18 protein-coding genes are annotated in these 17,965 nt (G+C 38.6%); all 18 read right to left on the bottom strand.

Annotated elements, in window-relative coordinates:
• Position 1: 1 nt before the first annotated feature.
• The 18 genes from FC56_RS02890 to FC56_RS02975 all read right to left on the bottom strand — a co-directional run bounded on the left by FC56_RS02890 (position 2) and on the right by FC56_RS02975 (position 17,951).
• On the bottom strand, positions 2 to 973 hold the full coding sequence (locus FC56_RS02890; RefSeq protein WP_054670944.1) for a ribose-phosphate diphosphokinase: 972 nt from the start codon (positions 971 to 973) through the stop codon (positions 2 to 4).
• A gap of 79 nt (positions 974 to 1,052) precedes the next feature.
• Complete coding sequence (gene recD2 / locus FC56_RS02895) at positions 1,053 to 3,479, bottom strand: SF1B family DNA helicase RecD2 (RefSeq protein WP_056978000.1); 2,427 nt, start codon at positions 3,477 to 3,479, stop codon at positions 1,053 to 1,055.
• Positions 3,480 to 3,484: 5 nt separating this feature from the next.
• Entirely contained in the window at positions 3,485 to 4,162 is a 678-nt protein-coding gene (locus FC56_RS02900) for a tetratricopeptide repeat protein (RefSeq protein ID WP_056978002.1), read from the bottom strand.
• Positions 4,163 to 4,170: 8 nt separating this feature from the next.
• A complete protein-coding gene (locus FC56_RS02905; RefSeq protein WP_056978003.1) occupies positions 4,171 to 4,830 on the bottom strand; it encodes a histidine phosphatase family protein in 660 nt (219 codons plus the stop codon).
• 103 nt (positions 4,831 to 4,933) lie between these two features.
• Complete coding sequence (gene mnmA, locus FC56_RS02910) at positions 4,934 to 6,058, bottom strand: tRNA 2-thiouridine(34) synthase MnmA (RefSeq protein ID WP_056978004.1); 1,125 nt, start codon at positions 6,056 to 6,058, stop codon at positions 4,934 to 4,936.
• 111 nt (positions 6,059 to 6,169) lie between these two features.
• A complete protein-coding gene (locus tag FC56_RS02915; protein ID WP_054670947.1) occupies positions 6,170 to 6,523 on the bottom strand; it encodes a DUF1831 domain-containing protein in 354 nt (117 codons plus the stop codon).
• 2 nt (positions 6,524 to 6,525) lie between these two features.
• Complete coding sequence (locus tag FC56_RS02920) at positions 6,526 to 7,683, bottom strand: cysteine desulfurase family protein (RefSeq protein WP_056978005.1); 1,158 nt, start codon at positions 7,681 to 7,683, stop codon at positions 6,526 to 6,528.
• An 18-nt stretch (positions 7,684 to 7,701) separates the two neighbouring features.
• Positions 7,702 to 8,391 (bottom strand): 5'-methylthioadenosine/adenosylhomocysteine nucleosidase, encoded by a 690-nt coding sequence (locus FC56_RS02925; protein ID WP_056978006.1) that lies wholly within the window; start codon positions 8,389 to 8,391, stop codon positions 7,702 to 7,704.
• Positions 8,392 to 8,402: 11 nt separating this feature from the next.
• Positions 8,403 to 8,693, bottom strand: a complete 291-nt coding sequence (locus tag FC56_RS02930; protein WP_056978007.1) for a hypothetical protein — start codon at positions 8,691 to 8,693, stop codon at positions 8,403 to 8,405.
• 9 nt (positions 8,694 to 8,702) lie between these two features.
• Positions 8,703 to 9,248, bottom strand: a complete 546-nt coding sequence (locus FC56_RS02935; protein ID WP_056978008.1) for an NUDIX hydrolase — start codon at positions 9,246 to 9,248, stop codon at positions 8,703 to 8,705.
• Positions 9,249 to 9,326: 78 nt separating this feature from the next.
• Complete coding sequence (locus tag FC56_RS02940) at positions 9,327 to 9,527, bottom strand: cold-shock protein (RefSeq protein ID WP_054670962.1); 201 nt, start codon at positions 9,525 to 9,527, stop codon at positions 9,327 to 9,329.
• Positions 9,528 to 9,587: 60 nt separating this feature from the next.
• Positions 9,588 to 12,389 (bottom strand): isoleucine--tRNA ligase, encoded by a 2,802-nt coding sequence (ileS, locus tag FC56_RS02945; protein WP_056978009.1) that lies wholly within the window; start codon positions 12,387 to 12,389, stop codon positions 9,588 to 9,590.
• 208 nt (positions 12,390 to 12,597) lie between these two features.
• Positions 12,598 to 13,263: a DivIVA domain-containing protein gene (locus FC56_RS02950; RefSeq protein ID WP_056978010.1), complete on the bottom strand. Its 666-nt coding sequence runs from the start codon at positions 13,261 to 13,263 to the stop codon at positions 12,598 to 12,600.
• Between the two features lie 11 nt (positions 13,264 to 13,274).
• Entirely contained in the window at positions 13,275 to 14,066 is a 792-nt protein-coding gene (locus tag FC56_RS02955; RefSeq protein WP_054670968.1) for a YlmH family RNA-binding protein, read from the bottom strand.
• Between the two features lie 14 nt (positions 14,067 to 14,080).
• Positions 14,081 to 14,356, bottom strand: a complete 276-nt coding sequence (locus tag FC56_RS02960) for a YggT family protein (protein WP_225425406.1) — start codon at positions 14,354 to 14,356, stop codon at positions 14,081 to 14,083.
• Positions 14,357 to 14,385: 29 nt separating this feature from the next.
• The gene (gene ftsZ / locus FC56_RS02965; protein WP_056978011.1) at positions 14,386 to 15,648 is read right to left on the bottom strand and encodes a cell division protein FtsZ; all 1,263 of its coding nucleotides are present in this window, start codon (positions 15,646 to 15,648) and stop codon (positions 14,386 to 14,388) included.
• A 26-nt stretch (positions 15,649 to 15,674) separates the two neighbouring features.
• Entirely contained in the window at positions 15,675 to 16,994 is a 1,320-nt protein-coding gene (gene ftsA, locus FC56_RS02970) for a cell division protein FtsA (RefSeq protein ID WP_056978012.1), read from the bottom strand.
• Between the two features lie 78 nt (positions 16,995 to 17,072).
• Complete coding sequence (locus FC56_RS02975) at positions 17,073 to 17,951, bottom strand: cell division protein FtsQ/DivIB (protein WP_225425407.1); 879 nt, start codon at positions 17,949 to 17,951, stop codon at positions 17,073 to 17,075.
• Positions 17,952 to 17,965 lie beyond the last annotated feature (14 nt).

Raw genomic sequence — 17,965 nt, forward strand, 5'->3', positions numbered from 1 at the left:
ATTACTTAGTCCGGCCAAATAACTTCCCTACTGATTGCTGATTATGAATTAAAGTAATTGCTTCTCCAAATAATTCATCCACGGAAACAATTTCTAATTTGTCAAATCGCTTATTAGCTGGAATATCAATTGAATCAGTCACTACGGTTTTCTTAATTGGTGCTTCTTGGAGTCTTAAAGCCGCATCTCCAGAGAAAACTGCGTGTGTAGCCACTGCATAAACTTCTGTTGCTCCGGCTTCAATTAAGGTTTCAGCCGAAATTTGGAGCTTAATTCCAGTATCAATCATATCATCAACTAAAATTGCCCGCTTCCCCTTAACGTTACCAATTACGGATTCCGGAATAGTATGAATATCTTCAGGTGCCCGGTTATCAATAATCGCAATCGGAGAATCTAATCGTTCGGCATATGCTCTGGCACGTGAAACACTAGCATGGTCAGGAGAGACAACTACCACATCATCAGCATCCTTAAATCCAGCATCGGTAAAGTAGCCGGCTAATAGATCCTCTGCTCTTAAGTGATCAACTGGAATATCAAAGAAACCTTGAATTTGGTCAGCATGTAGATCAAGGGCAATTACCCGATCAACTCCGTCCATTTCTAAAAAGGACGCAATTAACTTAGCAGTGATTGGTTCACGCGAACGAGCTTTACGATCGGCCCGAGAATAACCATAATAAGGAATTACCACGTTGATAGCTCCGGCACTGGCACGTCTTAGAGCGTCTACCATAATTAATAATTGCATCAAATTAGTATTTACCGGATCAGAAACGGATTGAATTACATACACTTCGTCTCCACGAATACTTTCATCAACGCTAATCTTAATTTCATCATCACTAAATTTTTGAATGGTTGCCTTTCCTAATTCCACTCCCACTGCTTTGCTGATTTTTTCAGCTAAGGGACGGTTAGAATTAAGGGAAAAAATTTTTAAATTCGGGCTAGATTTTAGTTCGGCCATTTTGTCCTCCACAAATATTTATTATCAAAATAATACCATAAAATGGGGTCTTAACACCATTACACTTACTATTTTATCATTATTTCATAAAATCATTCGGTTTCACTTTTTGCATCCCAATCATAGGATCAATTTGTTCGGTTTGAATCAGCTCAGCGGTCAATACGGTTGGTTGCTTAACTTCATCAGGAGCAATATCTCCATCATTTTTAGAATCAATAGCGCTTGATTCTGCTGGTTCTAACACTTCCGCTAAACGCTGAATGAGGGTTGTTTTTCGGTTAACAGAATTATTTTCTACGCACATCTGATAAGCTACTGGGTCTCCTACCATAATTAAGAAATCACTGGCACGGGTTACAGCAGTATACAATAGATTTCTCTTAAGCATTTTAGAATAGCGTCTTACCAATGGCAAAATCACTAATTTAAACTCGCTTCCTTGGGCCTTATGAATGGAAGTACAGTACGCTAACGTAAACTGATTCCAGTTACTACGATCATAAATTACCTGAGTTTCATCGAAATCAACCACAATTTTAGTAGGTTGTGTCTGCCCCTTTTGCTTTTCAATTCCGGTAATAATCCCTAGATCACCATTAAAGACATTTTCTTCCGGACTATTGATCAGCTGTAATACCTTATCCCCAATTCGATATAGATGATCTTTCACCGTTACTTCATTTTGGGGATTCGGATTTAATACGTTTTGAATTGTATCATTGATGGCATTGATACCAGCGGTGCCACGATACATTGGTGCTAAAACCTGAGTATCCATTAACTCAAATCCCTTATCGTGAGCATGGGAAACCACTTGTTTAACCACTGACAATATTTGATTTTCGTTGCAGGCAATAAATGATCGGTCAGCCTGATTCTCAGTAAAGTCAGCTGGTAAAATTCCGTTATGAATATCATGAGCTAACTCAGTGATAGAAGATCCTTCATCTTGACGGTAAATACGTTCTAATTCAATTTTGGGTAAAGTATTGGAACTAATCAAATCATGAAATACTTGTCCCGGTCCCACTGATGGCAGTTGGTCCTGATCTCCTACTAAAATAACTTGCATGTGATTAGGAACCGCCTTTAATAGGGTTTTGAAGAGATCCGTATCCACCATTGACATTTCATCAATAATCAATAATTGACCATCAATATCCTTAACACCACTAAAATCAGCATCTTCTTGACCGTTAAGCCCTAGCAACCGGTGAATGGTACTAGCAGGTAACCCCGTCGACTCACTCATGTGTTTAGCTGCTCTTCCGGTTGGCGCCGCTAACACGATCGGAAAGGGTTTATCCTTATACGCATTAACGTCTAACGAATAATCATTAAGGTTTGCAAAAGTATGCACAATTCCATTAATAATAGTGGTTTTACCAGTTCCCGGTCCCCCAGTTAGAATAAAAATCGGTGACTTAAGGGCTTGTGCGATCGCTTCTTCTTGGAATTCATCATAATCAATACCATTTTGTTTTTCCACCGTTTTCATTTTCTTTCGCAAAAGCTCCGGCTTAAACTCGGTTAACTCCACGTTTGCCATAATTCGATGTAAATGTTCCGCAATTTGCTTTTCCGCCCAAAATAAACGAGAAAGATAGATTCGTTCTTCTTGTCCTACTACTCGGTTAGTTTTTGCTAATTCCACTAGTGCTGCCGCTAATTTATCTCCAGAGATTTGCCCTGGACGAGCCTCATTTAAGATCTTAAGGGTTTCATTAAGCAGGGGCTCTGACGTAGCGTACGTATCACCATTTTTTAAACTAAGTTCTGTTAAAGCAAATAATAATCCTGCTTCTAATCGTTGATCGGAATCAAATTCAATGCCTAATTCTGAAGCAATTGCATCTGCTTTTTTAAAACTGATTCCGTCAATATCTTCCATTAACTGATAAGGATTTTCCTGGATAACTTTCATGGCATCCTGGTGGTATTTTTGATAAATTTTTTCCGCTAATTGACTACCGAAGCCGTAACTATTTAAGCCCATAATAATTTGATCGACATCATTACCGATATCCAGATTGGAAACGATAGTTGCTTTTACCTTAGCAGAAATACCAATTTTATCTAGGACTTTGTTATCAGCATTAATTTGTTGAAGAGCATCAATTCCCAGAGAATCAACAATTTTTTCAGCCGTTTTTATCCCCACCCCAGGAAAATTATCACCAGATAGGTACTTAACTACACCAGCACTAGTAGTTGCCATCTGCTTAGCATAATTACTAACCTGAAACTGAGTTCCATATTTAGGATGATCGACTATTTTGCCAATAAAATGATAGTTAGCTTCTTCGACTAACTCACCAAAATTACCAGTAACTACAATTTCACTTTCCTGCCAATCGGTATTAGTATCGTCTACCTTTACTAAGGCGACTTTATAAAAACTATCCGGACTCTCAAAAAAGATGGCCGCGACTTGGCCATCAATAAATTTTGCCTGATTATTATCTGCCTGTTGAAACAAATTTACCGATTGTGCCACGGGCATCCTCCTTACTCTTGTTTGGTTTTCAAAAACTTTTCAATATCGGTGAGCTTTTGTTGACTCTTTTGAAAATAATCGGGATCTGTTTTCTTAGCCTTATCAAAGTAAATAGCATATGGTTCTGCCTGAACCATCGCCACTAATCCCCGATTAAAATTAGCCGGTCCGTTATCAGGATCTACGGCTAAAGTTTGATCATAAAAGCTACCTGCCTGTTCAAAGTCCCCTAATGCCAATAAATTGTCTCCGATTAGGTTACTAATTTCTGGCTTCATTATTTGCTTTCCTTGAGCTGTTAGTGCAAAAGCCATTGACCGCTTATTATCTCCTAATGCCAAATAACTTTGAGCTAACATCAAATATGCATCCGTTTTTAATTGTTGACTAGTAATTTTTTCAAACCATTGAATAGCCTTGGGATATTCCTCAGCAGCATAATAAACATTGGCTAAACCATAAATCAGTTTATCCTTAACTGTCACTTCATCATTATCAAATAAGCCTAAAGCCTTCATTAATAGTTCTTCGGCCTGTTCATAATCATTACCATCTACCAACACTGTTGCCAAATCGTAATAATTTTGTGGCTCTTCAGGATTTCGATCAATTTTTTGGACTAATTCATGGACTAATTGGTTCATTTTTTGTGTTTGTTGTTCTCGTTTGGTTGTCTTATTTTCAGTCATACTCTCACCTAAATTGTATCTGAATCAGTTAGTTGTCGTTGTAAATAACTAGTATCGTTCCATTTAACTAATTCATAGTGACCATTACCATTAGTTTGTAACACAGTGGTACTAGTGTTAGCAATTCCACCTCGTTTACGTAAATCTGCTAACGGCACCCCAAGTAAAGAATTAATTTCCGCATTTAAAGCTGCCCCATGACTAACAATTAAGATATTAGCATCTAGACTGGCCGCCGCCACAATTTGTTCAATAGCGGGCGTCATTCGCGCAATCAATTCTGGAAATGATTCTCCCCCAATTTTTTGGTGAGGATCGTAGCGTTCGGGATGATTACGAAAATCATCAAATTCCTTGGGAAACTGTTGAGCCACTTCGGTAAATAATTGGCCCTCCATCTTTCCCAAGTTAAATTCTTCTAGCCTACTAAGTAAACTAAGGGGGATATTTTGATCTAGTTGCTTTACAATCGTTTCTGCAGTAATTCTTGCCCGTTTGATTGGACTAGCATACGCATGCTCAAACTCAATCGGAGCTAAGTGACTAGCTAATTGAGCCATTTCTTCATAGCTTTCTGGAAGTAACGGCGAATCCCCACCCGCTCCCTGGTAGCGACTTTCAAGATTCCATTCCGTTTTTCCGTGTCTAATAAAATATAAATTAACCAAAACGTCACCCTCGCTTTATTTCTTACTACAATATTATGACAGTTTGCCAATTAAAATTCAAAACTTTATCAAAAAAGGACGGCTCAATAGCCGTCCTTTAGTTTTATACGTATTGAAGTACCTTATCTTGCTTATAAGCCGCATCGATAATGGCAGAACCTAAGCATTCCTTACCATCATAGAAGACAACTGCTTGACCAGGAGTGATTGCTCGAACAGGATCATCAAAGACAACCCGAACTGACTTACCATCATCACTAATGTGAACGGTAACGCCACTATCAACTTGCCGGTATCTAAACTTAGCAGTGCAATGAAAATCATTACCCTTATCTAGATTGTTAACCCAGTAAATGTCAGAAGCGTCCAAATAATCAGCATAAAGCAAATCATTTTCATAACCCTTACCAACGTAAAGGATATTTTGCTTCAAATCTTTACCGATAACAAACCAAGGCTGATTATCGACACCGTCACCACCAATTCCTAAACCACGACGCTGACCAATAGTGTAGTACATCAAACCAGCATGCTGGCCCTTAACTTCACCATCAACAGTCATCATCTTACCTGGAGTAGCTGGTAAGTAGTGGCCTAGAAATTCTTTAAAGTTCTTTTCGCCAATAAAGCAAATTCCCACGGAATCTTTCTTTTCAGCAGTTGCTAAGCCAGCCTTCTTCGCAATTTGGCGAACTTCTGGCTTAGTCATGTTACCGATTGGGAACATAACGCGATCTAGTTGATCGGCAGAAAGTTGACTCAAGAAATAAGTTTGATCCTTATTCAAATCAACGGAACGAAGTAAATGGTTATGACCATTTTCATCCCGAGTAAGTTGAGCGTAATGCCCAGTAGCGATGTAATCAGCTCCTAAATCAAGTGCGTAGTCTAAAAAGGCCTTAAACTTGATTTCTTTATTACAAATTACATCTGGATCAGGAGTTCTACCCTTCTTATACTCATCCAAGAAATAAGTAAAGACTCGGTCCCAGTACTCCTTTTCGAAGTTAACTGAATAATATGGAATCCCGATTTGAGTAGCTACCTTAGCAACGTCTTTATAATCTTCGGTTGCGGTACAAACTCCGTTCTCATCGGTATCATCCCAATTCTTCATGAAAACTCCAACAACATCGTAACCCTGTTGCTTTAGTTGGTATGCTACAACGGAAGAATCAACTCCGCCACTCATGCCAACGACAACTCGAGTTTGACTGTTGTCTTGCATAAAATCACCATCATTTCAATTAGATTCTGGAGAATCTACGAGTGAAGGTCGCAATTTCCAGTAATTAATATAATACCGCAAAATTGCAAAAAAGACAATTAGTCATCATTACTATTTACCTTGGTCATCTCTAACTAAAATATCACGACTCACCAAGTTATCCATAATAAAGTTATATTGAGTTACGTTGTCGGATTTACTAGGGTCGTTAAAAATATTAACTGACTGCAAACCATTAGCCGTCGTAATTGCTAATTTAAACCCTGAAAAGTCTTTAGCAACCGTTACCTTTAACTTGTAACCTTTTTCATAAGGTGAACTACCACTTAAGCTACGTTCTAAGGCAAAATTTCCCGCCTTAGTTACTATAAAGCCCACGTCAGTTAGTGCATAACGTTTAATGGCTGGGCTAATTGCATAGTTATGCTTGTCTCCTGTTAACTTAACTTCCTTAGAAAATGCCATGATTAAGCCTCCTTGCGCTTTAGTCGTTGAACGGTTTTATCAATCGCATCAACCAATCTATCTAAGTCTTCCTTAGTATTTTCAATCCCAAAACTAATTCGAATAGATTCGCTAATTCGGGGACTGTCTTCACCAAACATTGCTGTTAAAACATGAGATGGCTCAATACTACCAGCAGTACATGCAGAACCACCCGACACTGCGATTCCAGCTAAATCTAAGTTGGTTTGCATCACGTAAGTCGAGATATCCTTTAGCCAAATATTAAAAACATGATTGAGCCCATCAGGATTTAATTCACCGTTAATCTCAAAATCAATTCCTCGCGCAGTTAGCTGTTCTACTAAATATTGTTTGAATTCAAAATACTTAGCTTGTCGTTCTTGCTTTACCTCTGGAGTAATATCAGCTACTGCACGAGCAAAACCAGCAATGGCTGGAACGTTTTCGGTTCCGGCCCGCCGCTTAGTTTCTTGGTCGCCACCCTTTACAAAACTGGTGAAGTTAATCCCATTTCGCTTATAAAGGAATCCAATCATTTTGGGACCGTTAATTTTATGAGCCGAAGTAGATAATAAATCAATGTGATCATGTTGAACATCAATGTCTTTAAGACCATATGCTTGAACCGCATCCGTGTGAAACCAGGCCTGATGATCAGCCAAAATTTCACCAATCTCATGAATTGGCATTACCGTCCCCACTTCATTGTTACCACTCATAATGGTAACCAAAATGGTATCATCTCGTAGAGCAGCCTTGAAATCATCAATAGACATATTACCATGTTCATCAACTGGTAAGTAGGTAACTTCAAACCCTAAGCCTTCCAAGTATTCCAATGGTTTTAACACGGCTTCGTGTTCAATAGCCGTAGTAATAATGTGCTTACCTAAACTTTGTCGAGCTAGCGCGGATTGAACGATTGCGGTATTATCACCTTCAGTTCCCCCACTAGTAAAAATAATATCATCTACATCAGCATTGATGCTTTTAGCAATTACTTCCCTTGAATTTTCCATTAGAGTATGGGCTTCTCGTCCCAATCCATAAAGCGTTGACGCATTACCATAAACGTTTTTGTATTTATCCATCATTTCTTCATAGACGGACTGGGAAATAGGTGTGGTAGCCGCATTATCTAAATAAATTTCCTTCAAAATACTTCACTCCAATTACTAATTTGACTGAAAAACATTCATCATCATTTCCGCAGAGCGTTTACCTGCTTCGATGATAAATTCATCAAAATTGGTGTTGGCATCTTCATCACCAACATCAGACATTGCCCGAATCACTACGTACGGAACATCAAAATCATATGCTACTTGACCAATTGCTGCGCCTTCCATTTCTACACATAAGGCATCACTGAAGTTATCCTTAATGTGGTCAATGACTTCTTTGCTAGCCACAAATTGGTCCCCAGAAACGATTAAGCCGGAATGAGTTTCTAAGTTAGCTGCTTCAGCTGCCTTAGTGATTTGTGCTTCTAAATCTCTAGAAGCTGGGAAACGAGCAGGACAATTAGGGAGTTGACCAATTTCATAACCCGCAGCAGTCACGTCAACATCGTGATAGGCAGTTTCGGTAGAAATTACTACGTCTCCAATTTTAAGGTCGGTGCCAATTCCACCAGCTGAACCGGTATTTACAAGATAATCAATTTTAAAATTAGTTAGCATTAAAGCAGCCGTAATTCCTGCTTGGACTTTACCAATTCCAGATTTAACCAAAACAACATCTGAATTAGCAATTTGACCCTTAAAAAATTCAATAGGTCCTATTTTAGTAGTTGCTTCATTTTTTAAATTCGCTTTTAAAATCGCAATTTCTTCGTCCATTGCGCAAATAATTCCATAAGTCACGCTATCTCTCCTTAATTTACAAAAAACAAGATTAAATATACACCAATCAATAACACCGTTAAAATGCCAATTGCCCAAATTAAACGCGATCTAGTTTTACGCCACTGCGGAGTTTTATAGTCCGCTGTGTCAGTAGCGGTCTGCTCTGAGGGACTACCAGCTCTTCTATGCGTTTTAGCATATTCACGTTCCGCTTCTACTCGTTTTTTATCTCGCTGAGCAAATTCCGCTTCTTGTTGTTGCTGTTGCTTACGATATTCTTCTCTTGTCTTCGGGGTGTTATCAGAATCAGTCTCTGGCATTTATCTCACCTACTTAATTGTTTTCAGCTGCCAATACCAAATTGCCATGATTGTTTTAGCGTCTTCAATTTCGCCACTATCAACCATTGCCATTGCTTCTTCCAAGGTTTTTTCTTGAATTTCTAAAAATTCACCCTTATCCCGGGGTAACTCTTGGCCAACGGGGTGTAAATCCGTTGCTAAATATAGTTCCATATATTCATCACTAAAACCAACTGAAGAATAAAAACCTGTAATTCGTTCTACGTTATTAGCCTCGTAGCGAATTTCTTCGTTAAGTTCTCGTTTTACCGCATCAACAAAATTACCATCCCGTCGATCTAATTTTCCAGCAGGAATTTCAATTGTTGGCTTTCTAACTGGTTCTCGCCATTGTTTCTCTAAGATAATTTTATTATCGTTAGTAATTGCCAAAATTCCCACGGCATCCGCGTGGTGGACAATTTCTCGATGGGCAGTTTGCTTATCAGGTAGCTCCACTAATTCGCGTTCTACACTGATAATGGCTCCATTATAAATTGATTCAGATTTTAAGACACGTTCTTCTAAGTTCATAAGTTTCCATCCATAATTTTACTAATTAAATTCATTTTAACGGTCTTGCTAGGTCAATGCAATTATCGCTAGTAAACCTTAATCTATATAACTAATTTTAGCAGCTTGAGGACCCTTTTGCCCTTCCACAATTACATATTCTACCCGCTGACCAGGTTCTACAATATGATGATCTAGCAACCCCGTTTTAAAAAAGAAAAGATCTTTATTACCATTGTCTTGTTCAATAAAGCCAAAGGCGTTTTGGTTACTATATGATTTTACCGTTCCAGTTAACATTACTTCTCCTATCGAAATGACTCCCATGGAAATCCATGAGAGTCATTTACTTTATATTAATTATTCTTCAAAACCTTCAGTAGCAGTTTCTGGAAATTCTGATCTAACAATATGAGCACATGAGGCACATAGAGTTGGATAATCAGGATCAGCAGCAATATCTTTACGAACTAAACGACACCGTTCGCACACTTCTCCGGTAGCTCTAGCAACTAAAACAGCTAAATTATCGTCAAAGCGTTCGCTATCATCACTAGCGTCAGCAATTGGTGCAATAGTTAATTCAGAAACCATCAAAATGGTAGCTAAATCAGTGTGTAAACTGTCTAACAATGCCTTTGTTTCGTCAGAAACATACAATGTTAATGCTGCTTCAGAAGATTTACCGATCAACTTAGCATCCCGAGCTTCTTCTAACGCCTTTAAAACGTTAACTCGTAATTCTAAGAATTGATCCCACTTGCTTAAGATCATAGCTTCATCGGCAAAATGGTTAACCTTAGGCATTTCAGCTAATTGTACAAATTCTTCTGGTTCATTTAAGAACGTCCAAATTTCTTCAGTGGTATGTGGCAAAATTGGTGTCATTAACTTAGTTAAAGCTACCGCAATTGCGTACATAACTGTTTGCATAGAACGACGTTTATGACCGTCAGTACTATCAATGTAAACCACGTCCTTAGCAAAATCCAAGTAGAAGGCAGATAAATCGTTAGAAATAAAGCTCATTAACCGCTTATTCAATTCTAAGAAATTGTAATGATCGTATAAATCAGTGGCAGTTTCAATAAATTGGTTTAACCGAACTAACATGTATTGATCAGCAGCTTCTAAATCAGCAAAATCAATTGCGTTAGTTTTAGCATCAAAGTCAGAAGTATTAGCTAGCAAGTAACGCATTGTATTTCTGATCTTCTTGTACATATCAGAAACCTTCTTGAAGCTTTCCATAGAAACCCGAACGTCAGCGGAAGTATCAACTGAAGTAACCCATAACCGGACGATTTCAGCACCCATTTGCTTGATCACATCTTCAGGAGCAATGGTATTACCAAGGGACTTACTCATCTTATGGCCGTTACCATCTAACGTAAATCCTTGGGAAATAATTTCCTTGTAAGGAGCATGGTTAGATACAGCAACACTGGTAATTAAACTAGAGTTGAACCAGCCACGGTATTGATCAGAACCTTCTAGGTTTAGATCAGCTGGGTAAGTGAGGTAATCTCGTTGAGCTAATACGCCTTGGTGAGAAGTACCAGAATCAAACCACACATCCATAATGTCGTTTTCTTTAGTAAATTCACCATTAGGAGAATGTTCACTAGTGAATCCAGCTGGTAATAAGTCCTTAGCATCTTTTTCAAACCAAATGTCTGAACCGTGTTCTGCAAATAAATTAGCCACGTGTTCAATGGTTTCTGGAGTAATAATAGCAGTACCATCTTCTGCATAGAAAATTGGTAGTGGTACACCCCAAACCCGTTGCCGTGAAATAACCCAATCGCCACGACCTTTAATCATATTAGCTAAACGACGGTTACCCCATTCTGGATGGAATTTAACGTCTTTTAAGGCCTCTAAAATTGGTTCCTTAATTTTATCCACTGAAGCAAACCATTGTGGAGTTGCCCGGAAAATGATTGGTTTTTTAGTTCGCCAATCAAATGGATAACTGTGTTCGTAAGGCATGTAGTGAAGTAACAATCCAGCTTCTTTTAATTTATCCAAAGCGATTTGGTTAGCGTCTTCATAAAAGACACCAGCAAAATCAGGACCCGCTTCTTCAGTCATGTAGCCCTTATCGTCAACTGGTACAAAAATATCTAGGCCGTATTGTTTTCCAACCCGGAAGTCATCTTCCCCAAATCCAGGAGCAGTATGAACTAAGCCAGTTCCGGCATCTAAGGTAACGTAATCACCAAGCATAGTTAATAGTTCTCGGGATTCATCCAATGGATGTTGAGCCACAATATATTCTAAGTCTTTACCAGTCACTACTTTAACTGTTTCGTAGTCATCCCAACCAAACATATCGGTGACCTTATTTAGCATTTCGGTAGCTACTACGAATTGACGATCATCACCAGCCGGTTTAACCACTGAATAGTTAAAGTCAGGAGAGACCACAATTCCTTCTGAACCTGGAATGGTCCAAGGAGTAGTAGTCCAAACTACCATGTAGGTATTGTCGTTATCTAAAACACCTTTTCCATCGATCACCTTTTCAGCATAAAACGCAGATGGTGAGGTAACATCGTGATATTCCACTTCAGCTTCTGCCAAAGCAGATTCAGATGACCAAGACCAAAATACTGGTTTTTTACCACGGTAAATTAATCCTTGTTCAGCCATCGCACCAAAGGCACGGATTTGAGCTGCTTCAAATTCTGGTTGAAGGGTTAAGTATGGATTATCCCATTCCGCAGAAATTCCTAACCGCTTAAATTCTTCTTTTTGGCGTTCAACTTGTTTTAAAGCATATTCATGACAAAGTCGACGGAATTCGTTAATTCCCATCTTCTTTCGATCATAGCCCTCTTTTTTAAGTTGTTGTTCAATTGGTAAACCATGAGTATCCCAGCCAGGAACGAAAGGTGCTCTAAAGCCAGCCATAGATTTGAAACGAACAATAATATCTTTAGAAATTTTGTTCATCGCATGCCCCATGTGAATGTCACCATTGGCATATGGAGGGCCATCATGTAATACAAATGAAGGTTTACCTTCATTTAATTTTTGTCTTTGTTGGTACAAATCGTTTTCTTCCCAGGCCTTTTGCCGTTCTACTTCTTTAACGGGAAGATTGCCACGCATTTTAAATTTAGTTTTACCTAAGTTTAGCGTATCTTTAACTCGCATATTTTCCTTCCTTTCTGAAAACAAAAAGACCCCGCCGCTAGGGACGAAGTCTTCGTGGTACCACCCAATTTTAGAATGCAATGATTCTCTCGTTGTCCAGGATAAATAAGAGAGGTGATGGCGATTTTTTCGTTAACTACTGACCTTTCACTAATCGTCAGCTCGCTGCAGCAATAAAAAAATCGGTGCTGTCCTCATTATCCTAATATTATTTTTGATCACCGTCTGGATAAATAACAACTGTCTCAGACATGTCATCAGCAGCCACCGCATTTTCCACAATGTCTGCATCACTTCCTGAGTTTACGCTACTATCATTTGAATTGTCAAGTTGACTAACCGTTTTTTCGATTTCTTCATAACCATTAGTAGTGTTATCGTCGTCTAATAAATTATCCCATTCCTTAGCCTTGATGACTTCCAACTGGCTTTCCAACATAACTTGAAGACGTTGCCGGAATACTCGAGTATTTTTCTTCAAATCGTCAGTTTCAACTGCTAACTTCTTAGCTTTTTTAGAAGCTTCTTGTAAAATTCGGTTAGCTTTTTCATTAGCAGAGTTAACCACGTCAGCAGCCTGTTTTTGCGCTTCTTTGCTGGTAATTTCTGCTTCTTTTTTAGAATTAGATTTAACTTTATCAGCCGCTTCTTGAGCCACAATAATTGACTGATTCAATGAATCCTTTAGATCATTAAAATATTTTAATTTATCTTGTGATTCATCCAGTTTAGTGTGTAAGTCATTATTTTCCTGTAATACGATTTGATAATCTTTAATAATTTGGTCCAAGAAATCATTAACTTCATCAACACTATAGCCCCGCATTTTTTGCGAAAACTCTTTGTTGTGAATATCTTGTGGACTGAGTACCATTGTAAATCCTCCTATTTATTGGGTTTAATCAAATTTAATGTCACTCTGATTTTATCTTTTTTAGTCATTCCGCCAATTTCTAGCAGGACAATTCGGCCAAATCCCCGGACAGAAATAATATCCGAGACCCCTAATTCATAATCAGGACGCTGGTTTTCAGCCCAATTGACTCTAACTCTTCCGGTTTCTACTAATTCCTTAGCATGGTGCCGTGAAATGTGAGCTCCTTCAGCTACCAATACATCCAATCTTAATGACGAAACCGTTGTAGTCACCGTTTCAAGTTCCTGGTTAGGATTCAATAAGTGATCTAGTGCCACTGGTTTTAACCTTACTTTGACTTTACCTACGTGGTCTAATTGACTAGCCACGTAATCCGCCATTTCTGCCTTAACCATAAACTGCCAATTAGTCCCATCAGTAATAATATCACCGATTACTTCTCGTTCAATTCCGCTACCCATTAATGATCCTAAAATTTGACCGTGACTCAGTGTGGCAAATTTTTGCGGATAATCAATGTCATAAGCACTAACTTGAAAATAAGTCTGTTGAGGTTCGAAATAATCAGGATAAATTAAGGCTCGCTTCATTTCACTATCTTCAAAACCGCCAAAAAAGCGCAGTTTAACACCATCATACCGGTTAACCACAGTTTGTAAAATGAATTGTTGCCGTGGATTTAAAAAATCCGTTAATAAATCTCGATATTCATTTTGAACCCTGCCGACTAAACTATCCATTGACTCTAAAAACGGAACTTCGTCAGAGCGAAAATGTTGTTCAATATTTATATCAACCATGTGTACCTTCTTAGTTAATACCCTACTAATAAATTACCTACATAGCGAATCCCAGTTTGAACAAATGATAAAACCACAACAGCAACAATAGGAGCAAAGCTCACCATTCCTACCATTGCAAAACTAAATAGCTGTTCAAACGGCTCAACTATACTTCCTAAAAAGCGTCCAAGTCCTGAATTTAACCCGCCAGGAAACCAACTAAGTAGAGCATAAACAATGATTGCTAATATATAAATATCAATTGCGTTCGTTAATAGCCACACAATGAAATTAACAGTTTCAATCAATTAGTTTCCTCTTTCCCACTTAGTTAATTCTAATGACGGCGGAATCTAAAGAAAGGTGGTTCATCATCTTTATTGGTGTTGTTATTATCTTCTGGTGTTTCTGGAGCGCTGGTCTGGAAAGGATCGAAATCCTTTTTTTCAACATCGCTAAATTGATCGTCTTCACTTATGGGGTTCCGAGATCCGCCATCAGCACGAATGTCCCAATCATCAATTTGTTGATCAGAATTGTTTCTTGGCATATCCATTGGTTCTGGCTGGCTGCTTCTAGTTACTCGTGAGGGGTTATTGTTAACTGCTCGACGAGAAAGTCGACTTCCCCGCTTGTCGCCATCATCAAGATCAATTCCAGTAGCAATAACGGTTACCCGCACTTCGTCACCTAATGATTCATCGATAGAAGTACCGAAGATAATGTTAACGTCACTAGTAGCTGCTTGGGCAACAATATCTGATGCATCTTGAGCTTCAAATAAGGAAAGATCTGGCCCACCAGTAATGTTTAACAATACTTGTTTGGCACCATCAATAGAAACTTCTAGTAATGGTGAAGAAATAGCCTTCTTAGTTGCGTCTGCAGTCCGATTTTCACCATTAGCAGTCCCGACTCCCATTAAAGCAGAGCCTTGATTTTCCATGGTTGTTTTAACATCGGCAAAATCCAAGTTAACGTAACCAGGGCTAGTAATCAAGTCAGAAATCCCTTGGACACCTTGACGTAAAACATTATCTGCTTCCTTAAAGGCATCCATCATTGGTGTCTTTTTATCAACCATTTCTAACAAACGGTTATTAGCAATGACGATCAAGGTATCAACGTTTTCCTTTAATTGAGCTACCCCTTCATCAGCAAACTTAGAACGTTTAGGGCCTTCAAAACTAAAGGGACGAGTTACCACCCCAACAGTTAATGCCCCTTGCTGTTTAGCAATTTTGGCAACTACGGGAGCAGCACCGTTACCAGTTCCACCACCCATTCCGGCAGTGACAAAAACCATGTCTGCACCAGATAGTGCATCGGCAATAGCTTCTTCACTTTCTTCAGCGGCTTTTTCCCCAATATCAGGGTTAGAACCAGCACCCAATCCTCTAGTTAATTTAGGTCCTAATTGAATTCTAGTTTCAGCTTTAGAAGTTTCAAGTGCTTGAACATCCGTATTAGCAACGATGAATTCAACCCCTTGAACATCTTCATTAATCATTTGGTTAACAGCATTACTACCACCACCACCAACACCAAAGACTTTAATCTTAGCTCCGTTGTTTTGGGCGGAATCTAATGAATATTGCATAATATTACTTACCTCCGTTGCTATCGTTATTCGAAGAAATCATTGAAGAATTTTCGAATGCCTTCTCCACGTTTTTTCTTTTCTGTTTGGCGTTGTTTTTTGTCAGGTTTTGCATCGTTACGACTAACATCATTGTTACTTACTTCAGTTTGATCAGGAGAAGATTTTTTAACCACCGTCATGGATCCAGCTACGGCAGAGCGAGATAACATATCTACCTCACTCATATCAGCATAGTAAGACACTAGTGACAAACCAGCAGAAAATGATGGATGCCGCATTCCCATTTGATCCGGAACGTAAAGTCTAACGTTAGTATTAAACTTTTCAGCGGCAAGGTCAACAATTCCAGGTAGTGCCGCAACACCACCGGTAATGATGATTCCCCCTGGCAAACTAAGAGCATCAATGGCATCGAGCTGCCCTTTAATTCTACCAAAAATTTGATCGATTCGGGCTTCAACAATTTCCGCTAAATATTTTTCATCAATAATAGTCTGTTCGGATTGACCAACGACGTCTACCGGAACATCTCGATCTTCTGAAGCTCTCAATGAATCTGCAGAACCATAATTACGTTTTAGTGATTCTGCATTTTCCATAGAAGTATTCAATACGATTGAAATATCTTTGGTGATGAATTCGCCACCCTCAGCATCAGTGGTTACATATTTAAGTTGGTGATCATGGGTAACTGAAGCAGTGGTTTGACCGCCACCCAGATCAATTAAAATGGTCCCAAAATCTTGTTCACCATCGTTTAAAATTTCATGACTTTCTGCTAGCGGAGTCAAAATCATAGAAACAATGTTTAAGCCGGCTTTAGAAACTGCTTTAGCAATGTTATGCATAATGCCTTTGGCACCACTAATTACCTTGCCACGCATTTCTAATCGGACTCCAACCATTCCCCTAGGATCCTTAATACCTTCAAAGCCATCAACAATGAATTCTTCAGGTTGGATATCAATAATTTCTCGTTCCTGCGGTAAATTAGTGATTAACGCAGATGATGAGACATCATAAACATCTTGGTCTGTGATTTCTCTTGAAGATTCATCAATGGTAATTAAACCATTGCACGGTTCTATTTTTAACATGTTGGCAGGTACACCAACAATTACATCTTTAATTTCAATACTTGCTTTTTCTTGAGCTTGATCAACGGCGCTACGAATTGCATCAGCTGCTTGATCAATATCAACAATGATCCCGCGACTGAGCCCTTTTGACCGTACATTCCCCACACCAATAACGTTTAATTGCCCTTTTACTTGTTCTGCAACGATAACTTTTATTGAGGTAGTTCCCATATCAAGTCCGACATACAAACCCGAATTATCCATATTATGTAAGGAACCTCCGTAATGTTTTTTGATTTTTTTATAGCTTAAGTTTAACACAATCAAACAAGCCACAACAGCTTATTTCGATGCTTTGGTATTATTCTGTTTCCCTTTTTGCGAAATAGGATAAGAATATGCCCCAACTTCCATATCAATAACACTCTTTGTTTTTAACTTAGAAGTAATACTGGGGTAATAAGCCATCTTGGTGCCAAACGAATCTATATCAGCATAAACCTGGTTACCATCACTCATCTGGATATAAATTCGATCCGGATTAGTGGAAGTAGGCGATGAACTAATTGAATTAATATTTGCTCGAATGGTTGGTCCAATTTTACGATATTGTTTAATTACCCGCTTTAATATACTGGCTTTTTTAAACTTTTTTAATACCGGATAACCATCTTTAGGATTTAATACCTTTGAATTCAAAATAGTTCCACTTTGTAGAATTTGTTGGTAACCACCATCTTTATAAAGATAACCAATTACCGGATACTCCTTCACCGTTAAAGTTAGTTGTTGTAAACCAGTTACTTTAGCAGCGGTGGATTGGATTCTAGAATCATCTTTAGTAACCCGATTCGCAATTTGTTTAGTCTGACTTAATACTACTACCGTTTTTTGATTCATAGCCTGACTGCTCTTACGAATGGAGGCGGAACTAGTATAGCGATTACCACGAACTATCACGTTATTAACACTACTAATTGGCAATACTAAATACGTTAAAATCCCAATTAATAAAAGTAGACAAACCACAAAGGGCCATCCAATCTTAAGGTTCTGACGTTGGATGGCTGAAAGAAATTGTGTATTAGTAGTTTTTCGAGAATTTCGACTACGCTTTTTAAACTGTGCTTTGCGCCGTCGCCTATTTCCCTTAGAAGAAGTTCCTTGGCTTGCTTGATGTGCTGCTTGCCATGGTGTTAATTGTTGATCATCTTTAGCCAAGTTCTCTCCTCCTT

Origin of the sequence: Lentilactobacillus senioris DSM 24302 = JCM 17472, from assembly GCF_001436555.1 — a bacterium.
GTDB lineage: Bacteria > Bacillota > Bacilli > Lactobacillales > Lactobacillaceae > Lentilactobacillus > Lentilactobacillus senioris.

What these genes read in the sequence shown, in the direction of transcription:
- recD2 (WP_056978000.1), bottom strand. Translation starts at nt 3,479, where the DNA reads ATGCCCGTGGCACAATCGGTAAATTTGTTTCAACAGGCAGATAATAAT.
- FC56_RS02940 (WP_054670962.1), bottom strand. Translation starts at nt 9,527, where the DNA reads ATGTTAACTGGAACGGTAAAATCATATAGTAACCAAAACGCCTTTGGC.
- FC56_RS02950 (WP_056978010.1), bottom strand. Translation starts at nt 13,263, where the DNA reads ATGGTACTCAGTCCACAAGATATTCACAACAAAGAGTTTTCGCAAAAA.
- mnmA (WP_056978004.1), bottom strand. Translation starts at nt 6,058, where the DNA reads ATGCAAGACAACAGTCAAACTCGAGTTGTCGTTGGCATGAGTGGCGGA.
- ileS (WP_056978009.1), bottom strand. Translation starts at nt 12,389, where the DNA reads ATGCGAGTTAAAGATACGCTAAACTTAGGTAAAACTAAATTTAAAATG.
- FC56_RS02930 (WP_056978007.1), bottom strand. Translation starts at nt 8,693, where the DNA reads ATGCCAGAGACTGATTCTGATAACACCCCGAAGACAAGAGAAGAATAT.
- ftsZ (WP_056978011.1), bottom strand. Translation starts at nt 15,648, where the DNA reads ATGCAATATTCATTAGATTCCGCCCAAAACAACGGAGCTAAGATTAAA.
- ftsA (WP_056978012.1), bottom strand. Translation starts at nt 16,994, where the DNA reads ATGGATAATTCGGGTTTGTATGTCGGACTTGATATGGGAACTACCTCA.
- FC56_RS02915 (WP_054670947.1), bottom strand. Translation starts at nt 6,523, where the DNA reads ATGGCATTTTCTAAGGAAGTTAAGTTAACAGGAGACAAGCATAACTAT.
- FC56_RS02890 (WP_054670944.1), bottom strand. Translation starts at nt 973, where the DNA reads ATGGCCGAACTAAAATCTAGCCCGAATTTAAAAATTTTTTCCCTTAAT.
- FC56_RS02935 (WP_056978008.1), bottom strand. Translation starts at nt 9,248, where the DNA reads ATGAACTTAGAAGAACGTGTCTTAAAATCTGAATCAATTTATAATGGA.
- FC56_RS02900 (WP_056978002.1), bottom strand. Translation starts at nt 4,162, where the DNA reads ATGACTGAAAATAAGACAACCAAACGAGAACAACAAACACAAAAAATG.
- FC56_RS02955 (WP_054670968.1), bottom strand. Translation starts at nt 14,066, where the DNA reads ATGGTTGATATAAATATTGAACAACATTTTCGCTCTGACGAAGTTCCG.